The following is an 18,567-nucleotide window of genomic DNA, read 5'->3' on the forward strand; positions in this document are numbered from 1 at the left end:
GGTCCAGCACAGCACAGCCCTCCGACATTTCTCGAGGGGCGACGGCGGGGTCCGCGACCAGTCCGTCGTGTGGGCGTAACCCGCAGGAAACCAAACCACGACAAGGTGGTGGGAGGCGTGGGTGTACGGCACGTCACACTCGGTCACCTGCATGGCGACCGGCCAGTAACGAGACAGCATGGGAAGCGGTGCCCGCGGTAGGCTCGCAGGGGACCGCACCCGATGGATGCGAAGCAATGAGAGGTAGCAATGGCGAGGAACGCGAACGCGGTAGAGAAGCTCGATCTCCGGCTCAAGGCCGTACTCGACGGCCTGGCGGAGGCAGCATGGGCTGACGAGACCGTCGACGCGCGCGCCGTCCTGGCCGGCGCGGTCGAGGCCGTTCCGTTCGACGAGCACGAGGCCTTCCTCCTCTCGGGCGGCATCCCGCGGGGCCACAAGGCGCTGACCACGGCGACGGCGAAGCTGGTCAAGGCGGGGTGGATGGTCAAGGGCCGCAGCGGCTGGTCCATCACCGAGGACGGCCTGCGGGCAACGGTCGCCTTCCCCACAGCGACGGCCCTCGCCGAGGCCCTCGCCGCCGGGACGCCGGTCCCGGCGGACATCCCCGTGCCCACCGCGCCCCCGGCGCCGAAGAAGCGTGTCCGCAAGGCGACCGCGAAGGCCGCCGCGAAGGAGGACACCGAGCTCGTGACCCCCCAGGCCCTGCCGGCTGCCGAGGAGATCTCCGAGGCGGCGCACGAGGCCGAAGCCGTCGCCATCGCCGATCTCGACCAGCCCCACGCCGTTGCGATCGCCGGCGACTTCGCCAAGCACCTCGGCGCCGAGGAGGACTGGACGCCCCAGCCCGACGAGGTCCAGATGGGGCTCGATGCGTCCTCGCGCGTGTGGGTCCGCACCGTGGACCTCCCGGCTGGCCACTACGCCTTCAAGATCGCGATCAACCGCTCGTGGGACGAGAACTACGGCGCGTTCGGCGCGTTCAACGGCGCGAACCATGAGCTCGCGCACGACGGCGGCCCGGTCACCATCGCGTACGACCACTCCACCAAGGACATCGCCTTCTCCTGACCGGGAGTCGCGACGGCGACGGGCCGGGGCTGCACGCGCAGTCCCGGCCCGCTCTCTGTCCACATGGGGCAAGGGCGCGTGGAGGATTGTCGGCGGCCTCCCCTAGGGTCGAACCAGACGCCGTGATCAGGGGGAAGCATGCTGCAACGACAGTCCAAGGCGGCGCCGCGCCGCAGGCGCCGTTCGGGGGTCGCCGGTTCCGCGGCTCTGGCTGCCGCGGCCTTCGCCGTGCTCGCGTGGCTCGTGGGCCTCGTCGAGGTCCCCGGCGTGTCCTCGCCGGCTCCCTGGGCGCAGCAGCAGGTCGGCAGCGTCCCCGCGGCGCAGCTCGAGTCGGCAAAGACTGCGCTCGCCCAGATCCCGGTGAAGGGACGCGCGCCCAAGACCGGGTACACGCGCGAGCAGTTCGGGCAGGCCTGGGCGGACACCGACCGCAACGGCTGCGACACGAGGAACGACATCCTCGCGCGCGACCTCGTGGCACCCACCTTCAAGCCCGGGACGCGCGACTGCACGGTGCTCTCCGGGACGCTGCACGACCCCTACACGGGCCGGGACATCGAGTTCCAGCGCGGGGAGCGCTCGGCGGACGTCCAGATCGACCACGTCGTGCCGCTCTCGGACGCCTGGCAGAAGGGCGCCCAGCAGTGGCCGGCCCAGAAGCGCCTCGAGTTCGCCAACGACCCGGCCAACCTCAGGGCAGCCGACGGCGCTGCGAACCAGGAGAAGGGCGACGGCGACCTCGCCACCTGGCTGCCCCCGAACAAGCCCTTCCGCTGCGAGTATGCCGTGGCGGTCGTCGCCGTGAAGGCGGAGTACGGCCTGTGGATGACTCAGGCCGAGCACGACAAGGCGGGGGAGCTGCTCGCGGCCTGCCGGGCGGCCTGACAGCGCAGCCGGACCGGGCTGACGAGAGCCAGGGGCTACGAGGCCTTGAGGTACCGTTCCCTGGCGCCCTTGGGCAGCTTTTCGACCGCGTAGCGGAGCGCGGTGCGCGCCATCCTCGGGGCCCAGGAATCAAGGAAGTCCTCAAGCGCCGGGGTCCCCGCCGTACGCAGGGCCCACCCCGTGGCCTTCTGCACCGATTCGTCCGGGTCCTGGGCCAGGAGCTTGGCGATCGCGAACAGGTCCGTCGTCTCTCCCGCTCCGAGGAAGTACATGGTCGAGACGATGGCGGTGCGACGTTCGTGGGCAGCCTCCGAGCGGGCGAGCGCGTAGAGCGGCTCGCGGGACCTGTCCGCGAGATACCCGCCGACGACGTGGATCGCGGCCCGGTCCACGAGGTCCCATGAGTTGATGCGGTCGTGCCTACGGAGGTAGAGCTCGTAGAGCTCCTTCCTGCGCTCCGGGGACGTGGTGCGTCGCCGCGCCTGGAAGTCCATGATGCTCACCGCCCCGGCGCGGGCCTCGTGCCACGGGCTGTCGAGCAGGAGCTCGACCTCCCGAAGGGGCATGTCCGCGGACGCCTGCGCGAGTTCGAAGACGCTTCCCATGCGGACCCCGAGGAAACGGTCCCGGCCGCTCCGGGCCAGCGGGAACGCACGCTTGTACTTCCTGAGCTCGACATCGGAACTCAGAGCTTCCAGCGCCGCCAGGAACCCGCTGGCGGTCACCGTCCCGGCAACCATTGCCCACCCCCAGGCCGAACACCGAACTCGATTCGAGCGTAACGCGTACAAAGAACTCTGGATAGGGTTGCGGCGGGCAGGCGCACGATTTCTTCATTCTGTTGGACAAAAGGAGCGACGAGGTGACCATCGCGTTCGGCTTCGACCTCCGCGCCGACGTGGGCGGCGGGTGAGTGCGGTCAGCGCTTCCTCATCGACGACTCGATCTCGGAGATCCGTGCGGCGAAGATGGTCCGGAGCAGGTCCTCGGGGACCTGGTGGTCGGCGCTGAACCGCAGCGTGCCTTTGGCCCAGTCGAAGCCGCCGAGCCGGTCCGCGAGGCCGGGCAGGATCTGGCCGCTGAACGGGAAGAGCGAGAGGTGCTGCTTGGCCACGACCGCGCTCGCGTAGCCCTTGCCGTGCAGGAGCAGCGCGGCCATGCCGTAGCTCCGCCCCTCCTCGGCCTCGGGGGCCAGCCCGCGGGCCACGGCGTACACGCGCCTGACCGCCTCGCCGTCGGGCCCGTCGAGGGTTGCCAGGTAGTCCGTGACCTCGCCCATGCGCCCATCCTCGCACCGGCGGGTGGCGGCGCCCAGAGGGTGGGGAGTCTGCCGCGGGGAAGGCCGGGATGCCCCGCCTCAGCGGGCGCCGAGGTAGGGCTCCACCGCCGCGATGAGCTGGTTCCGGACGTCGACCGAGGCGACCGAGAGGTCCACGGTCGCCGCACCGAGCCGGTGCCCGGCGGTCACGAACGACTCGTTCAGGTGCGCCCCCGTCGAGGGGTACAGCAGCAGGCCGCCGGCCCCGAGGGAGGACGCGTCGGCGGCCGATTCCTGCTCGCGGACGTAGGTGTAGAGCTGGTAGAGGTGGCCCGAGCTGAGGGTCTCGCGCGCGAACCGGCCGGGTGTGAGCGCGGCGGTGAACTTGGTGTCGACGATGAGCCGGCGTCCCAGCGTCGGGGCGTCGATCCACACGTCGGTGACCATGTGCGGCAGGACGGCGGCCATGCCCGGGGTGGCGCCGACAGCGTTCCAGCCGACCTTGCGCCCCCGCTGCACCGTCCAGCCGCGCGGGCGGCCGTGCACCGAGTAGAAGCCGCCGACGGCGCGTTCGAAGAGGTGGCGGAACTGCCGTTCGTCGAGGGCCCCGCGGCCGTGTCCGGGGTTGGTGCGTCCGAAGGGGAGCTGGAGCTGGAGCGCGAGCCTGGCCGCGAGGAGCACCGAGCGGTCCTGCTGGTCGTTGCGTGTGAGCCGCACTTCGGCGTCCCGCTGGCCCGCCCGCAGGTCGAGCGTGCCGACGCCGAGGTGCGCCAGCCGCTGCGACTGCCCGAGGCAGCGCCGGGCCAGCTCCTCGTCGCCGCACAGGCGGGCGATCGAGTCCAGCGCCGTGCGGATGAGCCGGTTCCGCGGCGTGTCCACGGTGAGCTCCTCGAAGCGGCAGGCGACGAGTCCGCGCGAGAGGAGCTGGTGGCTCTCTGTGCGCAGGGTGTCGATGCCGCCGCGGACCCGGGCGAGGTCCCGCGTGGTCTTGGCGAACGACGGCGTGAGCGGTCGCCTCAGGCGTGCCTCGGTGCTCGCCACGAGGATCTCGGCGAGCAGCTCCGGGAGCTTCTCCGGGTACTCCTCGATGCCGTCGAACGCCTCGGGCCCCAGCTGGTAGAACTCCGAGGCGTAGAGCAGCAGGAGCCACACGTTGCGCACGGGGATGCGCACCCCACGGGCGACGACGACGGTGCCGTCCGCCGGCGTCGTGGGCTCCTCCGTGGCGGCAGGACCCTCACCCTCGCCGGTGTCGCCGCCCGTCGGGGGGACCGGCGTCACTCGAGCCCTTCGAGGAGGGCGGCGGAAGCGGCCTCGGACTTCGTCGCGTCGTCGAACCAGTACTCCTCGAGCGTCGGCACGATCTCGGTGTCCACGACGCCGCGGAACCAGTCGGCGAAGGAGGAGACCCGCTCCTCGGCGGGAGGCGTGACGAAGGAGTGGCCGAGCCGGAATTCGGAACCGAGGGTCGGGTCCTCGGAGATCCGCGCGTTGAGCGCCTCGAAGCGGTGGCGCACGAGCTCGAGGTCCTTCGTCTCGACGCCGTGCCGGGCCGACATCCACGACTCCCAGGCGTCGTTCACGTTCGGCTCGAGGGAGATGAAGGCGAAGCGGCGGCGGAAGGCGAGGTCCATGATCGCCAGGGACCGGTCGGCCAGGTTCATGGTGCCGATGATGTACAGGTTGCTCGGCACGAACACGCTCTCGGTGGTCGTGCGCGGGTAGGCCAGCTGGAGGGACTCGCGGGGGGAGCGCTTGCCGGCCTCGATGAGGGTCAGGAGCTCGCCGAAGACCTGGACCGGATTGCCGCGGTTGATCTCCTCGATGAGCATGACGTGGGGGACGTCCGGGTTGGCGTTCGCGCGCTCGACCATCTCGAGGAACGGGCCGTCCACCAGGGTCAGCTTTCCGTCCGAGCCGGGGCGCCAGCCGCGCACGAAGTCCTCGTAGCTGGAGTTCGGGTGGAACTGCGTGGCGCGTAGCGCGGACTTGTTGTCGCGGGTGCCGATGAGCGCGTACGCGAGCCGGCGCGCGAGCCAGGTCTTGCCGGTGCCCGGAGGGCCCTGGAGGATGAGGTTCTTCTTCGAGCGCCACCGGGACAGGTACCCGTTGAGCGCGGACTCGTCCAGGAAGCAGCCGTCGGCGATGATGTCCCGCACCGAGTAGCTGGCCTGTGGGGAGACGGGCGTCGGATCGTCCTCGGGCTCCGGGACCTCCTCGGCGTCGGACTCAGCGTGGGCGCGGCGCCCGTCCCGCTCGAGGTACGCCGTCCAGGACAGCTCGGGGAAGGAGTGGACCGCGAACTGCGGATCCTCGAACTTGGAGGCGAGCGTGTCCAGCAGCATGACGTACGCGGCGCCGTCGGCCGTGAAGAAGTCCTGGTCGAGCATGAGTTCGCTCTTGAGGTACTGGCGCGAGCGGCCGTCCAGCGGCAGGAAGTTCCAGGGCCGGACCCAGAACAGGCCCATCGTCAGCTTGGTGCCGACCCGGTAGATCTCCCGCGCGCGGTCGTACGCGGCGGCGAGGCGGAAGCGCTCGTGGTCCTCGCTCGAGTCGGCCACGGCGAGCGCGGCCTCGAACACGTCCCAGAGGCTGTCGATGTCGTCCTTCAGCCGCGTCCCCGCGGGCGGGAAGAACCACGAGTTCTGGTTGTTCAGGAGGGGGATGCCGTCGAAGCTCGTCGGCACCGCGACGGTGACGCCGAGGAACTCGGCCCAGTCCGCCGCGATCTCGGTGCGCTTGGCCGTGGTCGTGCCGCGGTTGAAGGTGCCCATGACCGTGAACGGGCAGATGTCCTTGAGCGGCACCGGGTTGTCGCGCCAGTCGCGGTCCATGAGGAAGCCGAGCTCCTCGTGCCGCTCCTGCATCTCGCGCAGGTGGGCGAGCAGTTCGCCCCGGCGGCCGCGGAAGTCGAGGAGAGCCGTGGCCATGGCCTCGTAGAACGCTGTCCACTCGAAGCGCTGCTCGGGCTTCGGGTCCAGGTCGCCGAAGCGCTTGGCCCATGCTGGGTCGTTGCGGAACCGGTCGGTGTCCTGCGGCTCGTCCAGGAAGGTGAAGCGCAGCAGCGCCTCGCGCATCCAGTGGCTAGGGGTGACCTTCCAGATGGTGTGGCGCCCGGTGTAGAAGTACCACTCGCGGGGCCGGTCAAGGCGCTTCCACTCGACGCCGACCTTCCGGCCGTCGCCCGGGTTCGCCGTGATCACGCCGACTGCCTTGATCGCCATGACCGAGACGGCGTGGCCGCGCGGGTCGAACGGGAGGCCCTTCTTGCGCACGTAGGTGGACTTGAGCGCGATCTGGTCGCCCACCTTCATGGACTTCACGGTGTCCAGGTAGCGGTCCTCGAAGCCGTTCTCCCAGATGCCCTCCGAGACGAAGCGGTCGGACTGGTCTTGGGGGTCACGATCCGAGTAGAAGGCTCCGACGAACCAGTACTGACCCTCGGGGATGACCGCTTCCACCATTGACTGACCCTGCCTCCTGCGCACCGCGCCGCGTCCACGGCACCAGAGCATTAGATCATGTTCTCGTGAACGCTAGGTGACCGGTTCGGAGGGGTCTGGGGGCTACTCGCGGGACGCCTGCCGGACGGTGTAGGAGAGGTACACGAAGCGCCCGATCCGCCGCTCTGCGGTGAGGTCGAGGTCCATCCGGGCGTCCGGCAGTGCCGGGGTCCCGCCGCCCACCGCGACGGGCGCCACGAACAGGTGCACCTCGTCCACGAGGCCCGCGGAGAACCCCGGCGCGGCCAGGCCGGGGCCGCCGATGGCGAGGTCCGCCGTCGTGCGTGCCTTGAGCCGCCGGACGGCCTCGGGCTCGAAGCGGCGCTCGAGGGTGGAGCGCGCTGTGTCGACGCCCGTGAGTGTGGTGGAGTAGACGATCTTGTCCGCGGCGCGCCAGATCTCGGAGAAGTCGCGCACGACGCCGGGCTCGCCGGCTGCGAACCCCGGGTCGTCCCAGACGCGCATCACCTCGTGCAGCCGGCGTCCATAGAGGTAGGTCCCTACGGGCCGGGCGAGGTCGTTGACCGCGGCGTGGACTTCCTCGTCGGGCATGGCCCAGTCGAAGCGTCCGCCGCGGTCGCTGATGTAGCCGTCGAGGGACATGAGGTTCATGTAGAGGAGCCGGCCCATGGGTCTACTGTCCCCGCACCCTGCGGACGCGGCAATGCCCGGGGCGGCCCCCCATGTCAGCCGTCCCGGGCAGTGCGCTCCACGCGCCGCCTCCTGTCCCGGGGCGGCGGATTGTGGCGCAGACCGGGCTCGCCGCCCGGCCTGCACTCACAGCGAACCAGACGGGTCCGACATTTCTGCTGCCGGGTGGGGGAGGCTGCGGGCTCAGGCGGTGGGGCAGGGAACGAGCAGGTGGAACACGTCGCCCTTGACGCCGATCTTGACCGGCTCGGACGCGGGGAGCGAGCTCATGACGTCGTTGCCGACCGCGAGCGTGCCGGAGCGCCGCTCGTTGCTGCGCGGGCTCCACAGCACCGACCGGACCGCGCCGTCGACGGAGACCTTCACGACCCCCGGTCCCACCGGGAAGGCCGGGAGCGCGCTCGTGGGAATGCGGAGTACCTCGGAGCCGCGGTCAGACTCGTTGACCGGCTGGGAGGTGACGACATGCTCGTATTTGTGTTCCGTGCCCTGCATGCCTCTACGCCTATCACAGGGCCACGCCGCCCGCTTGTCACACGCCCGGCGTGGGCTGTGGATGACGCCTACTCGCCGACGGTCTTGACGATGTAGACATCGCAGGGCGCGTTGTGCGCGACCGAGCTGGCGACGCTCCCCAGGACCCGGCCGAGCCCCTGCATGCGGCGGTTTCCGACCACGATCATGTGGGCCGCGAGCCGCTCGGCCTCCGCCACGAGGGCCTCGGCGGGCTTGCCGCGACCGGCGCTGTACGTGACCGTGAGGCCGGGCGCCTCGAGGCCGAGCGCGACGTTCTTCGCGATGCCGACCGCCGTCTCGGCGTCGGACATGATCCACGTGTCGCTGCCGCTGCCCATGACCTCGGTGCGGTCCCTCTCGAAGGCGCACATCACGTGGAGCGGGGCGTCGAGGGCGCGTGCGAGGTCGCGGGCCGCCTCGGCCGCCTTCTCTGCCGTGATGCTGCCGTCGACGCCGACGATGATGGGTCCGGTCATTGCTGAGCCCCCTTGTGGTCTGCTGGGTGTGCCTGCCGGCACCTGTCCCCACAGTACCGGCCGGCCTCCGCCGGGCCCGGGCGCCCCGCTCAGAGGGAGGCGAGCGCCTCCGCGATCGGCGTCTGGCCCTGGTTGAAGCCCACGAATTCCCGCACGGTGCGCGGCTCGCGGAGGGCGGCGGCCACGACGGCGGCGACGTCCTCCCGGCTCACGCTCCCGGACTCGGTATGGTCCGCGAGGTCGATCCTGCCCGTTCCCGGCTCGAGGGTCAGCGCGGAGGGGCCGAGGATCGTCCAGTCCAGGGTGGTGCCGCGCAGGTGCTCGTCGGCCGCGGCCTTCGCCTCGGCGTAGTGGAAGAACGGGTTGTCCTCCGCGATGCCGTGGTCCGGGCGCGCGCCGAGGTACGACACCATGATGTACCGAGGCACGCCCGCGGCGGCGGCTGCGTCCATCGAGCGGATCGCCGCATCGCGGTCGACGGCGCGCGTGCGGGCGGGATTCCCGCCGCCGGCCCCGGCAGACCACACAACGGCGTCGTGCCCGGCCAGGAGCTCGGCGATCGCCTTCGTGTCGAGCTGCTCGACGTCGGCGACCACCGCGCTCGCGCCCGTGGCCTCGACGTCTGCGACGTGCTCGGGGTTGCGCACCACGGAGGTGACCTCGTCGCCGCGGCCCACGAGCAGCGGCGCGAGGAGGAGGGCGACCTTGCCGTGGCCGCCGATGATCGCGATTCGGGACATGCGTGCTCCTAACCTAGGCGTCTGCGGTGCCTAGGCTACCCGGAGGCGGCCGCCCGTTCGGCCTCCCACTCGTCCATGAGACGGGGCATGCGCTCCACGAGGAAGCGGTAGAAGTGCGCCATGTCCTCCACGCGCGACCGGGCGGCGGAGCCCTCGGGCAGCTCGCTGGCCATCGCGGTCGAGAGGCCGGCGAGCTTCTCGTACACGGGGTTCTGGCGCATGCTCGCGACGTACCACGCGTCCTCTGGCAGCTCGTAGCGGTCGCGGCGGCTGCCCGGCTGGGAGACGCGGTGGATGAAGCCGACCTGCTGGAGGTACCTGACGGCGCCGGAGACCGCCGCGGGACTCGCACCCAGGGCCTCCCCGAGCTCGGTCGCGGTGAGCGCGCCCTCCTCGGAGGCCAGGAGTGCCATCAGCGCCCGCGCCGGCATCTTCGGGAAGCCGGCTGCGGTCATGACGGCGGCCGAGGTCTCGGCGCTCGGCGGGATCCGCGCCAGCGGGGGCGTATGCGGGGGCGTCACGCGGAACCCACCTCGCGGCGGCGCATGAGGGCGAGCGCGGCGGCCGCGGCGGCCACCGAGATGCCGAGCATCCAGAAGCCCCCCGTCCAGTCGGTGCCTCCCGGCCCCGGGACGGGGGTGTGCGCGAACGGCGAGATGTCGCGGACGGATTCGTCGACGCCGATCAGCCCGCCGAACACGCCGAGCAGCACCGCGACGCCCAGGATCGTCCAGCCGGCCGGGATGGTTGCCGGCGGCCATACGACGAACACGAGCGCGGGCACGGACAGGAAGACCAGGGCCGCCGGGACCTGGTCGAGCGCGGTCATCCACACGTCTCCCGCCGCCGCCGACGTGTCCCCGGACGCGGTGAGCGAGATCCACGCACCGAGCGCGGTCACGAGCAGCACGGCGACGATGGTCAGGCTCCCCAGGCCCAGGTAGTCCGCGAACCACCGGACGCGTCCCAGCGGCTGGGACACGAGCCACGGGCCGGTGCCGCCCGCTTCCTCCTGCCGCGCCCGGATCACGGCCTGCAGGGCGCAGGCCGCGGCGAGGACGCCGGCGAGGAGGAAGAAGACCGAGACGAGGAGCTGGGACGTCGAGGCGCCCTGGGCCGCGAGCATCCTGCGCAGCGCCGTCGTCGTGTTCTCGTTGGCGGCCGTGATCGAATCGACCGCCGAGCCGAGGCCGCCCGTGAGGAGCCCCGTGGCGAGGCCGCCGATGCACCAGCCGATGATCGAACCCATCTGGAGCCGGGCCGCGAGGGCGAAGGAACCGCCGAGCGTCGGATGGGCGTCGGCGCGGCCGGTGCGTCCCGCGAGGAGTGCGGCTCCGACGTCCCGGCGGTCCATGACCAGCGCGGTGGCTGCGACGCACAGGGCCCCGAGGCCGAGCGGCAGCACCAGCGGCCACCACCGGTCCCCGGTGTAGGCGAACGTCTGCTGGCCCCAGCCGATGGGGGAGACCCAGCTCGGCCAGCCCGCCGTCATGGTCATCCCGTCCGCCCCAGGGGTCCCGGCCGCGTCGCCCAGTCCCCGCAGGAGGTAGGCGGCGAGCACGAGGGAGGCCGAGACGGCGTTCGCGCCGCGCGACGTGCTCATGAACTCGCCGGCGAGCAGCCCGACGCCCAGGAACGAGACGCCGACAGCGCCGGTGGCCGCCCCCGCAAGGATCGAGCCGGCCGGGTCGAGGCCCGCGGAGATGAACCCGAGGGCGACGACGATCGCCGCGAGGGCATTCGCCACGAGCCCGTGCAGCACGGTGGCGGCCAAGGGGAGCATGCGGCTGGCAGGGGTCGCGGAGACCATCTCGGCCCGCCCGCTCTCCTCCTCGGCGCGGGAGTGCCGGACGGCCATGAAGGTGCTCATCCAGCCGGCGAGCAGGGCGAGGAAGGTGAAGATCTCGAAGAACGTGAACGGGCCGAGGCCGGGCCCGCGGGCCAGTCCGCGGAAGACGAGGATGGCCGGCGTCGCGAGGGCGACCTTGAGGATCGCCGCCTGCTCGGCGAGGTCGCCGTAGGTCTTCGCGACCGCGGCGGCCGCGAAAACGGTCATGGCGCCGATGCCGAGGACCCAGCTCACGAGCTGCCACCGGTCACGGCGCAGCCTCTGCCGGTACAGCGCGAGGAACGTGCCCATCTCAGGCTCCCGCTCGGGTCGCCGCGCGATGCCGGCGTGGCGACCGGCCGTCGTCGTGCTCATCCTGCGGCGCCGCGCCGGTCGTGTCGCCGTAGTGGCGCAGGAACAGCTCCTCGAGCGACGGCGGAGAGACGAGCAGGCCCTGGACGGCCATGCTCCCGAGGAGGGGCAGGAGCCGGGCGACCTGGTCGGAGTCCGCGCCGAACTTCACGCGGCCCTCGGCGACTGTGAGGTCGTGGACCTCGGGGCGTGCGGCGAGGGCGGCGGTGTCGATGTGGTCGGCTGCAAAGGAGATCTCGGTGCGGGTGAGGTGCCTCAGCGAGGCGAGCGTGCCGCCGTCGACGATCCTGCCGGACCGGATGATGCTCACCCGGTCGGCGAGCTGCTCGACCTCCGAGAGGATGTGGCTCGAGAGGAGCACCGTGGCCCCGCGGTCGGCGAGCGCGCGGACCTCGCGCGTGAACACCGCCTCCATGAGGGGGTCGAGGCCGCTCGTCGGCTCGTCCAGCAGGTACAGCTCGGCCTCGGTGGCGAGGGCGGCGATGAGGGCGACCTTCTGGCGGTTGCCCTTCGAGTAGGCGCGCCCCTTCTTGGTGGGGTCGAAGTCGAAGGTCTCGCAGAGCTCCTTCTTGCGGGCCCTGTAGGCGGCATGGTCGGCAGTGCCGCCGCGCAGTCGGGAGATGAGGTCGATCGCCTCGCCGCCGGAGAGGTTGGGCCAGATGCTCACGTCGCCCGGGATGCTTGCGACGCGGCGGTGGAGCTCGACCGCGTCGGACCAGGGGTCCTTGCCGAAGACCCGGGCGGTGCCCGATGTCGCGCGGGCAAGGCCGAGGAGGACGCGCAGCGTGGTGGACTTGCCTGCGCCGTTGGGGCCGAGGAAGCCGTGGATCTCGCCCCGGGAGACCTCGAGGTCGAGGCCGTCGAGGGCGTGGACGCGGCCGTAGTGCTTGTGGAGCTCGACAGTCTGGATGACGGTGTCCATGGTTGGGACGGTACGCTTGCTTCACTGTTTTCTGAAGATTCGGAAGCATCAAGAATCCGCAAAGGGTCCGGGGTTCCCCTGTGCGGCGGGCGGCGCGTAGGGTGGCGGACGTCTGACGTCTAGAGGAATGAGGAAGCGATGACGACGACCGTGGCTGTCCTGGGCACCGGAATCATGGGCGCGGGCATGGCGCGCAACCTCGCCAAGGCGGGCTTTCAGGTGCGGGTGTGGAACCGGAGTCGGGACAGGGCCGAGCCGCTCGCGGACGCCGGCGCCGTCGTCGCCGGCTCCCCGGCGGAGGCTGTCGATGGCGCCGACGTTGTCGTGACCATGCTGTTCGACGAGCCGGCCACCGCGGAGGTGATGACGGAGGCGCTCCCGGCGATGCGTCCCGACGCCGTGTGGGTGCAGAGCGGCACGCTCGGCGTCGAGGAGACCGAACGCCTCGCCGACCGGGCCGCGGATGCCGGCGTGCGGTTCGTCGACGCCCCGGTCATGGGCACCCGCCAGCCGGCCGAGGAGGGCAAGCTCACCGTCCTCGCCGCCGGGCCCGAGGGAGTGCGCGACGCCGTCGCGCCCGTCTTCGACGCAATCGCTGTCCGCACGGTGTGGGTGGGCGAGCGCCCGGGCGACGGGCACCGTCTCAAGCTCGTGGCCAACTCCTGGGTGGTCTCCGTGGTGGCCGCCACGGCGCAGTCCATCGACCTCGCCTCCAGACTCGGCCTGGACCCGCAGATGTTCCTCGACACGATCGCCGGCGGCGCCTCCGACTGCACCTACGCCCAGATGAAGGGGCGGGCGATGATCGCGGGCGAGTTCCCCACGAGCTTCCCGCTCGAAGGCGCGGCCAAGGACACCCGGCTCATCCTCGAGGCGATGGGCAGCGCCGGCGCCCGCTCGGACATCATGGAGGCCCTCGCCGGCCTGTATGCGGAGGCGGCCGAGGCCGGCCACGGCAGCGACGACCTCGCCGCAGTCGTCACGGCCTTCCGCGGCACTCGCAGCTGAGCCGCGTCGGGAGCACCCCGGCTGGGTAGTCTCTCCAGCGACCACCATCCGCGACGACGGGAGACCCACCATGTCCTCGATCCTCATGATTGTCACCGGCGCCAGCACGCTGCGGCTCACCGACGGGACGGAGCACCCCACGGGCTTCTGGGCCGAGGAGCTCGTCACGGCGCACCGCGAGCTCATCCGCGCGGGCCACTCCGTCACCATCACAACGCCCAAGGGAGCGGTCCCCGTCGCGGACGCCGTGAGCCTGGACCCCGAGCGCGTGGGCCGCGAGACCGCGGCGGACCTCTCCGCCTACCTCGAGGAGATCCGCTGGGAGCTCGAGTCCGCCCTCCCGCTCGACGCCGTCGTGGAGGAGTACGACGCCCTCGTGCTCCCGGGCGGCCACGGCCCCATGACGGACCTCGCCTTCGACCCCGAGGTGGGCCGCCTCCTCATCGAGGCCGACGAGGCCGGGAAGGTCATCGCCCCGTTCTGCCACGGGCCGGCAGCCCTCCTCGCCGCCAAGCGCGACGACGGCTCCAACGCCTTCGCGGGCCGCCGCGTCACCGCGTTCACCGACGAGGAGGAGCGCTCCGGCGGGACCGGCGAGAAGACGCCGTGGTTCGTCGAGACGGAGCTGCGCAAGGCTGGGCTCGTGGTCGAGGCAGGGAAGGCGTGGAGCGACCACGTGGTCGTGGACAGGAACCTCATCACGGGGCAGAACCCGCAGTCCAGCGCGTCGGTCGCGCAGGAGGTCATCAGGGAGCTGGGGGCGTAGGGGACTCCACGCGGGCCGGACTACTGCCGCGCGAGCCTGTAGGAGTGCTCGCGCAGCCGGCGCGTCCAGCCGTACGTCTGCGCCGTCGGCAGCTGGTTGAGCAGCGGGTCGAAGCGCAGCGGCGTGTCCTGGACCCGGCCGGCGGCGTCGAGCACGGGCGTGAGCCGGAGCGAGCCGCAGCGGTTCCACGGTCCGAGCGGCGTGGCCCAGAACAGCTCGAGGTCCCACCGGGCGTCGGGGCGGAAGCGCCCCGGCGCGCCTGGGTCCGCGCCGACCGTGCGCGCCCCGAGCAGGACCGCGCCCCGCGCCCCGCGGTACGGCATGAGGGAGGTCAGCCGCGCGAGGCCGGCCGTGCGGTGCATGAGCAGCGCGAACCTGCCGGGCACGCGCCAGCCGGTGGAGGCGAGCAGGAGGTCCGCGTCGGCGTCGTCCGCGCGGACGCGCACGGCGAGGCCGATGAAGTCCGGCCACGCCACGGGGAACCCGAACGAGCGCGACAGCCGCGCGGTCACCGGCAGGGACGCAGCGCCGTCGAGGAACGGGATGCCGGACGCGGCGCCCCTGAGCTCGAGCGTCCCGGACAGCAGGACTCCCTGGGTGTGGATGGGCCGGTTGGGACGGAACGCCTTGACGACGCCGAAGGCCCCGGCGAAGAGCCGGCCGAAGAGGGTGGTCGGATGCGTCATCCTCTGCAGTCTGCCAAAGAGCGGGACGGGCTGGAACCGTGTGCGAAGGTATACGCCATGACCTTCGACGCCATGCTCCTGCCCAAGGCCGAACTGCACCTGCACATCGAGGGCACGCTCGAGCCGGAGCTCGCGTTCGAGCTCGCCGTGCGCAACGGCGTCCAGCTGCCCTTCGCCTCGGTCGAGGAGCTGCGCGCCGCGTACTCGTTCACTGACCTGCAGTCCTTCCTCGACCTCTACTACGCGTGCATGGAGGTGCTCCGCACGCGCGAGGACTTCCGCGACCTCGCCTCCGCGTACCTGCGCCGCGCCGCGGCCGAGGGCGTCCGCCACGCCGAGCTCTTCTTCGACGCCCAGGCGCACACCGCGCGCGGCGTGCCGTTCGGTGACGTCGTGGGCGGCCTGCAGGACGCGCTCGACGACGCCGCCCTCCTCGGGCTCAGCGGCGGCCTCATCCTGTGCTTCCTCCGCGACCAGCCGATCGAGGACGCCGAGGCCGCGTGGGCCGAGGCGAAGGGGCACCTGGGTGCGATCATCGGCGTCGGCCTCGACTCCGCCGAGGTCGGCAACCCGGCCGGGAAGTTCGAGGGGATCTTCGCCGAGGCCCGCGCGCTGGGGCTGCACGCGGTCGCGCACGCGGGGGAGGAAGGCGGCCCCGAGTACGTGTGGGACGCGATGCGGAGCCTCGGCGCGGAGCGGATCGACCACGGGATCCGGTGCCTCGAGGACCCCGAGCTGGTCCGCCACCTGGTGGACCACCGGGTGCCGCTGACGGTGTGCCCGTTCTCGAACGTGCGGCTGAGGGCCGTGGACACGCTCGCGGACCACCCGCTGCCGGCCATGCTGCGCGCCGGGCTGCACGTGACGGTGAACTCCGACGATCCCGCCTACTTCGGCGGGTACGCCGGCGAGAACATCGAGGCGGTCGCGGAGCAGTTCGCCCTGGGCCGGGAGGACCTCGCCCTGCTCGCGCGGAACTCCGTCGCCGCGAGCTTCGCGTCCGAGGAGCGCAAGGCCGAGCTGTCCGCCGAGATCGACGCGTGGGAGGGCTCCCACGGCGGTTGAGCCGGAGCGCGGATGGGTACCGATGGACTACCGGAGCGACTCGATCCGTCACCGGCACCGGGCCGGTTGACCCGGGATGCCGGCCGCTGAAAGGCTGAGACCGTGAGCACAACGCCATCGGGCCTGCCGCTGGCGACGCGGCTTGCGCGGGCCGGCGTGCCCGACTCGCTCGCCGCGGTCCTCGCCGAGACCTGCACCATGGCCGGAGCGGAGCGCCACGGGGAGGCGGCGCGGTGCGTGCTCGACCAGGCCGGCGCCCGGCCCGTGGTGGAGTGGCTCGAAGGCCAGCTGGAGGCCGAGCCCGGGCCGCGGGAGGCGGTCGTCGCGATGCTGGGTGCGGCGGCGGTGCTGTTCGGTGCCGAGGAAGCCGGGCGGCTGGTGCTGCGCCACGTTCCCGAGGCTGCCGAGGTGCTCGGCGAGATGGCGCACGAGGCCGAGGACGAGGCCATCGAGGACCCGCTGCTCGCCACGGCGGCGAAGGCGGAGCCGATGATGATGCGGGCGGCGCTCGAGCACGCGGCCGCCTCGGACCCGGAGTACAACCACGAGCTCTACATGGACGAGTCCGTGCTCCTTCCCGGGTTCCTGCTCCTCGACCAGGGAGACGCCGACCCGGTCGAGCTGAACGGCGCCCTCGTGAGCACGCCGCGCGGGTTCGCGTTCGTCCTCACCGACGGGATGCTCTCGCCCGCGACGGCGGCACTGCTGCCCGCGGGCGTGCCCGAGAAGGGCGCCGTGCTGTTCGCGCTGGACACGCTCGAGGGTGCGGTGTTCCTCGTGCCGCACTCCTTCGGCCTCCTCGGCACCGACCGGGTCGACGGCACGGACCGCCCGGATGGCACCGACCGGGTCGACGGCACGGACCGCCCGGACGACGCCCTGCCCCTGGACATCGGGCCGAGCCCGGACGGTGACCTGTACGCCCACTTCGAGCTGCCCCGGGGCGAGACGGTCAGCCTCTGCCTCGCGTACTCCCAGTGGCCCGGGGGGAAGCAGGAGGTCCTGCGGCGGCGGTTCGAGACCGTCGTGCAGCGGGTCGCCGACGCGCTGCGGCGCTCAGCCTGACAGCGGCGCTCACCGCGGGCCGAGAGCTCACACTCCCAGCCGCACCCCACTGAGTTCCTCGGAGCGCGCCACGAGCTGCGCGACAGCGCGAAATGCCCCAGGTGGCTCGTGCCGGCAGGAGGGGCCGGAGCGCCGGGCTCGACGCCGGCTGGTTGAGACCCACCCCGGCTCGCCACCGCCGGCATCTACTTGACCGGGAGCGAGGCCGCGTAGTCGACGCCGACGCGTACCCACCGGTCGAGCGCGTCGTCGAGCTCGACGGCCTCCCGGGAGACGCGGAGCCATCCGTCCATGGCCTTGCCGTGCATGACGGCGCGCTCGACGCCGGGGTTCGCGCAGAGGTCCGCGCTCGCGGCCGGATCGGCCCGGAGCAGCAGCCCGCCCTCGCCGCTCGCGGCCACGGCCATGTTCCCTCCGACGAGGAACGCGAGCCCGCCGAACATCTTCTTCTCGGTCGCGTCGGCCATGCCGGCGACGGTATGCCGGACGCGGTCCGCCAGTTCAGGGTCGTAAGCCATGCGCTCATCCTGCGGTGCGGGGGCGTCTGGGGCAATGATGGATGGGCACAGAGCGGATGAGCGTTCACGTCCCGAGAACATCCGAGATCAAGGAGCACCGATGCCAGCCACCCGCACGATCCGCGGCGCTGTCCTGAACACCATGGAGGCGGAGCAGCCGTACGCCGCCAGCCGGCCCATCACCATCGACGAGCTCGAGCTCGAAGGCCCCGACCCCGGAGAGCTCCTGGTCCGCATCGAGGCGGCGGGACTGTGCCACTCGGACCTCTCCGTGGTCAACGGCTCGCGCCCGCGCCCGCTGCCGATGCTGCTGGGCCACGAGGCCGCGGGCATCGTCGAGGAGGTGGGCGAGGGGGTCGCCGTCGCGCCGGGCCAGCGGGTCGTCATGACCTTCCTGCCCCGCTGCGGCGAGTGCGCCGCGTGCGCCACCGACGGGCGCCTGCCGTGCGAGCGGGGCAGCGCCGCGAACGCCGCCGGGACGCTCCTCACCGGCACCCGGCACCTCACGCGGGCCGGTGAGGAGGTCCAGCACCACCTCGGCGTCTCCGGCTTCGCGACGTACGCGGTGGTCGACGAGCGCTCGGTTGTCCCCGTCGGCGACGACGTCCCGCCCACGGTCGCCGCGCTGCTCGGCTGCGCCGTGCTCACCGGCGGCGGGGCGCTGCTCAACGCCGGCAGGATCACGCCGGAGACGAGAGTCGCCGTCGTGGGCCTCGGGGGAGTGGGAATGGCCGGGCTGCTGACCGCGCTCGCCACCGGCTGCCGGGTCGTGGCGGTGGACGCGCAGGAGTCCAAGCTCGCGACCGCGCGCGAGTGGGGCGCCGCGGAGGCGTTCACCCCGGCGGAGGCGATCGAGCGCAAGGTCGAGGCGGACGTCGTGCTCGAGGCCGTGGGCCACCCGCGCGCGTTCGAGACCGCGTACCGGCTCCTGGGCCTGGGCGGCACGCTCGTGACCGTCGGGCTCCCGGCGCCGGGGGCGACCGCCGAGATCGAGCCGCTGCAGCTGACCGCGAAGGCCGAGACGGTCGTGGGCAGCTACCTCGGCTCCGCCGTGCCGAAGCGGGACGTGCCCGCCTTCGAGCGGCTCTGGCGCGAGGGCCGCCTCCCGCTCGAGCGGCTCGTCTCCCGGCGCATCACCCTCGACGAGATCAACGAGGGCATGGACGCCCTCGCCTCGGGCTCGGTGATCCGCCAGGTGGTGACGTTCGACGCCGGGTGAGCGGCCGGCGTCGTGCGC

The 18,567-nt window shown here is 72.2% G+C and carries 20 protein-coding genes; 7 read left to right on the forward strand and 13 right to left on the reverse strand.

The features are described from left to right. The first annotated feature begins 249 nt into the window (after positions 1-249). Together CGQ25_RS03475 and CGQ25_RS03480 are read left to right on the forward strand one after the other, a co-directional pair. Positions 250-1,071 carry a glycosidase gene (locus CGQ25_RS03475; RefSeq protein ID WP_208711833.1) on the forward strand — a complete coding sequence of 274 codons (822 nt, stop codon included), beginning with the start codon at positions 250-252 and terminating at the stop codon, positions 1,069-1,071. Between the two features lie 138 nt (positions 1,072-1,209). After that, complete coding sequence (locus CGQ25_RS03480) at positions 1,210-1,956, forward strand: HNH endonuclease family protein (RefSeq protein WP_208711834.1); 747 nt, start codon at positions 1,210-1,212, stop codon at positions 1,954-1,956. A 35-nt stretch (positions 1,957-1,991) separates the two neighbouring features. Here the strand turns inward: CGQ25_RS03480 and CGQ25_RS03485 are convergent, their stop codons facing one another. The 11 genes from CGQ25_RS03485 to CGQ25_RS03535 all read right to left on the reverse strand — a co-directional run bounded on the left by CGQ25_RS03485 (position 1,992) and on the right by CGQ25_RS03535 (position 12,222). Continuing rightward, positions 1,992-2,696: a DNA alkylation repair protein gene (locus CGQ25_RS03485; RefSeq protein ID WP_208711835.1), complete on the reverse strand. Its 705-nt coding sequence runs from the start codon at positions 2,694-2,696 to the stop codon at positions 1,992-1,994. Between the two features lie 179 nt (positions 2,697-2,875). Further along, complete coding sequence (locus CGQ25_RS03490; RefSeq protein WP_208711836.1) at positions 2,876-3,235, reverse strand: iron chaperone; 360 nt, start codon at positions 3,233-3,235, stop codon at positions 2,876-2,878. 78 nt (positions 3,236-3,313) lie between these two features. Further along, complete coding sequence (locus CGQ25_RS03495) at positions 3,314-4,495, reverse strand: 5-methylcytosine-specific restriction endonuclease system specificity protein McrC (protein WP_208711837.1); 1,182 nt, start codon at positions 4,493-4,495, stop codon at positions 3,314-3,316. After that, a complete protein-coding gene (locus tag CGQ25_RS03500) occupies positions 4,492-6,678 on the reverse strand; it encodes an McrB family protein (RefSeq protein WP_208711838.1) in 2,187 nt (728 codons plus the stop codon). The genes CGQ25_RS03495 and CGQ25_RS03500 overlap by 4 nt, the downstream gene beginning before the upstream one ends. A 102-nt stretch (positions 6,679-6,780) precedes the next feature. Then, on the reverse strand, positions 6,781-7,347 hold the full coding sequence (locus CGQ25_RS03505; RefSeq protein ID WP_208711839.1) for a dihydrofolate reductase family protein: 567 nt from the start codon (positions 7,345-7,347) through the stop codon (positions 6,781-6,783). A gap of 204 nt (positions 7,348-7,551) precedes the next feature. Continuing rightward, positions 7,552-7,863 (reverse strand): hypothetical protein, encoded by a 312-nt coding sequence (locus CGQ25_RS03510; protein ID WP_208711840.1) that lies wholly within the window; start codon positions 7,861-7,863, stop codon positions 7,552-7,554. A 68-nt stretch (positions 7,864-7,931) separates the two neighbouring features. Then, positions 7,932-8,360, reverse strand: a complete 429-nt coding sequence (locus tag CGQ25_RS03515; protein ID WP_208711841.1) for a universal stress protein — start codon at positions 8,358-8,360, stop codon at positions 7,932-7,934. An 89-nt stretch (positions 8,361-8,449) separates the two neighbouring features. Next, the gene (locus CGQ25_RS03520; protein ID WP_208711842.1) at positions 8,450-9,100 is read right to left on the reverse strand and encodes an SDR family oxidoreductase; all 651 of its coding nucleotides are present in this window, start codon (positions 9,098-9,100) and stop codon (positions 8,450-8,452) included. 35 nt (positions 9,101-9,135) lie between these two features. Next, positions 9,136-9,621 (reverse strand): GbsR/MarR family transcriptional regulator, encoded by a 486-nt coding sequence (locus tag CGQ25_RS03525; protein ID WP_255405543.1) that lies wholly within the window; start codon positions 9,619-9,621, stop codon positions 9,136-9,138. Further along, positions 9,618-11,303 carry an ABC transporter permease gene (locus CGQ25_RS03530; RefSeq protein ID WP_208711843.1) on the reverse strand — a complete coding sequence of 562 codons (1,686 nt, stop codon included), beginning with the start codon at positions 11,301-11,303 and terminating at the stop codon, positions 9,618-9,620. Before CGQ25_RS03530 ends, CGQ25_RS03525 begins: the two co-directional genes overlap by 4 nt. After that, entirely contained in the window at positions 11,242-12,222 is a 981-nt protein-coding gene (locus CGQ25_RS03535) for an ABC transporter ATP-binding protein (protein WP_208711844.1), read from the reverse strand. Before CGQ25_RS03535 ends, CGQ25_RS03530 begins: the two co-directional genes overlap by 62 nt. Before the next feature lie 138 nt (positions 12,223-12,360). Between CGQ25_RS03535 and CGQ25_RS03540 the strand changes: the two genes are divergently transcribed. Together CGQ25_RS03540 and CGQ25_RS03545 are read left to right on the forward strand one after the other, a co-directional pair. Beyond that, complete coding sequence (locus tag CGQ25_RS03540; RefSeq protein ID WP_208711845.1) at positions 12,361-13,230, forward strand: NAD(P)-dependent oxidoreductase; 870 nt, start codon at positions 12,361-12,363, stop codon at positions 13,228-13,230. Positions 13,231-13,300: 70 nt separating this feature from the next. Then, positions 13,301-13,996 carry a type 1 glutamine amidotransferase domain-containing protein gene (locus CGQ25_RS03545; RefSeq protein ID WP_208711846.1) on the forward strand — a complete coding sequence of 232 codons (696 nt, stop codon included), beginning with the start codon at positions 13,301-13,303 and terminating at the stop codon, positions 13,994-13,996. Between the two features lie 20 nt (positions 13,997-14,016). Here CGQ25_RS03545 and CGQ25_RS03550 read toward each other — a convergent pair whose 3' ends face one another. Next, positions 14,017-14,682 (reverse strand): hypothetical protein, encoded by a 666-nt coding sequence (locus CGQ25_RS03550; protein ID WP_208711847.1) that lies wholly within the window; start codon positions 14,680-14,682, stop codon positions 14,017-14,019. Positions 14,683-14,739: 57 nt separating this feature from the next. Here CGQ25_RS03550 and CGQ25_RS03555 point away from each other — a divergent pair, with 57 nt between their 5' ends. After that, positions 14,740-15,747: an adenosine deaminase gene (locus tag CGQ25_RS03555; RefSeq protein ID WP_222703690.1), complete on the forward strand. Its 1,008-nt coding sequence runs from the start codon at positions 14,740-14,742 to the stop codon at positions 15,745-15,747. Positions 15,748-15,849: 102 nt separating this feature from the next. Beyond that, a complete protein-coding gene (locus tag CGQ25_RS03560; RefSeq protein ID WP_208711848.1) occupies positions 15,850-16,812 on the forward strand; it encodes a hypothetical protein in 963 nt (320 codons plus the stop codon). 185 nt (positions 16,813-16,997) lie between these two features. Here the strand turns inward: CGQ25_RS03560 and CGQ25_RS03565 are convergent, their stop codons facing one another. Then, positions 16,998-17,330 carry a TfoX/Sxy family protein gene (locus tag CGQ25_RS03565; protein WP_208711849.1) on the reverse strand — a complete coding sequence of 111 codons (333 nt, stop codon included), beginning with the start codon at positions 17,328-17,330 and terminating at the stop codon, positions 16,998-17,000. 100 nt (positions 17,331-17,430) lie between these two features. Between CGQ25_RS03565 and CGQ25_RS03570 the strand changes: the two genes are divergently transcribed. Beyond that, a complete protein-coding gene (locus tag CGQ25_RS03570) occupies positions 17,431-18,549 on the forward strand; it encodes an alcohol dehydrogenase catalytic domain-containing protein (RefSeq protein ID WP_208711850.1) in 1,119 nt (372 codons plus the stop codon). The last annotated feature ends 18 nt before the right edge of the window (positions 18,550-18,567 follow it).

Source organism: Sinomonas sp. R1AF57 (assembly GCF_002224485.1).
Lineage (GTDB): Bacteria > Actinomycetota > Actinomycetes > Actinomycetales > Micrococcaceae > Sinomonas > Sinomonas flava.